Source organism: Saccharopolyspora sp. NPDC000995 (genome assembly GCF_053599315.1).
Window position 1 is genome coordinate 1 of the sequence record NZ_JBSFLZ010000357.1, and the last position, 1175, is coordinate 1175.

Annotated in this window: 1 pseudogene; it reads right to left on the reverse strand. The window is 72.3% G+C overall.

The features are described from left to right. Positions 1–1082: pseudogene (locus tag ACWDKQ_RS36305) on the reverse strand (hypothetical protein); the annotation flags it as partial. Positions 1083–1175: the final 93 nt, after the last annotated feature.

A 1175-nucleotide genomic window follows, 5' to 3' on the forward strand; every position in this document is an offset into this window, starting at 1 on the left:
ACCGGAACAGCAGTCGAGGCCTCCGCCAACCCGGCCGGGCTCCCGTGCCCGCCGGCCGGCACCGGGGCACCGGGCCCGGTCACCGGCCTAGCCGATCCGTCCGTACCGAACACTGTCCACTGCGGTGTGCGCCCGCCCTGTCCCGGCGTCAACGCGACAACATCACACCCCACCCCCTGCGCCAGGGCCGACCCCTGGCCAGGCGAGACCACCACCACACCCGCGGTCGGATTGCCCTGCGCGACCAGCAGCACAGGCCCGCCCATGGACTCCGTCACACCGCCCCGCACGTACTCCGCCAACCCGCCACCAGCAACCACATTCGCGGGCACCGACACCCGCACCGCGTCCACCGGCAACCCCACCGGCAGCACCGCCGGCAGCACCGCCGCCGGATCCCGATGCAGTGGCGGGGCCGGCTGCGACCCGTCCGCCGGCACCATCGTCGAATCCGGCGACACCGCAGTGCCATCCTGGCGATGCGAATCCCCATGCGCCGCAACCGATCCCACATGAGAATCCCCATGTGCCGCAACCGGGTCCGCACCGGAATGCCCATCGTGGCCGGTCCAGCCATCCGGCGAGGACCCGTGCCCCGCGGGCACCACACCACTGCCGGAGTCCACGACAGACCCGGACCTGCCAGTCTCCGGCAGCGCGGCATCCACAGGCGCATTAGAAGTATGCGGGGTCACCGCCGGTGAATCCGGTGTCTGCGCCGAGGTAGGCACCTCCAGCGGCCGGTTCCCGGGCACATCCACACCAGGCACTCCGGGCACCTGATCGCCACCGGCAACCGGACGGTACGGCGGCGGCGGCGTCCCCGGCCGATCCTGCCCGGAACCCACCACCCCATCGGAACGTGCCGGCAACGGCTCGCCCGGCCGGTCCTGCCCAGAACCCACCACCCCATCGGAACGTGCCGGCAACGGCTCGCCCGACCGGTCCTGCCCAGAACCCACCACGTCATCAGGGGAATACGCCGGCGGCGGCGGCGCCGACCGATCCTGCCCGGAACCCACTACCCCGTCGGAGTGTGCCGGCAGCGGTGTGCCTGGCCGTTCCTGCCCGGAACCGGGCACCTCCGGAACACCACGAGCCGGCTTCCCGCCCGGCACGCCGCCATCAGCACCCCCCTTACCGGCATTAAGGTCGGTGCCGTCCTTGACGTCCTT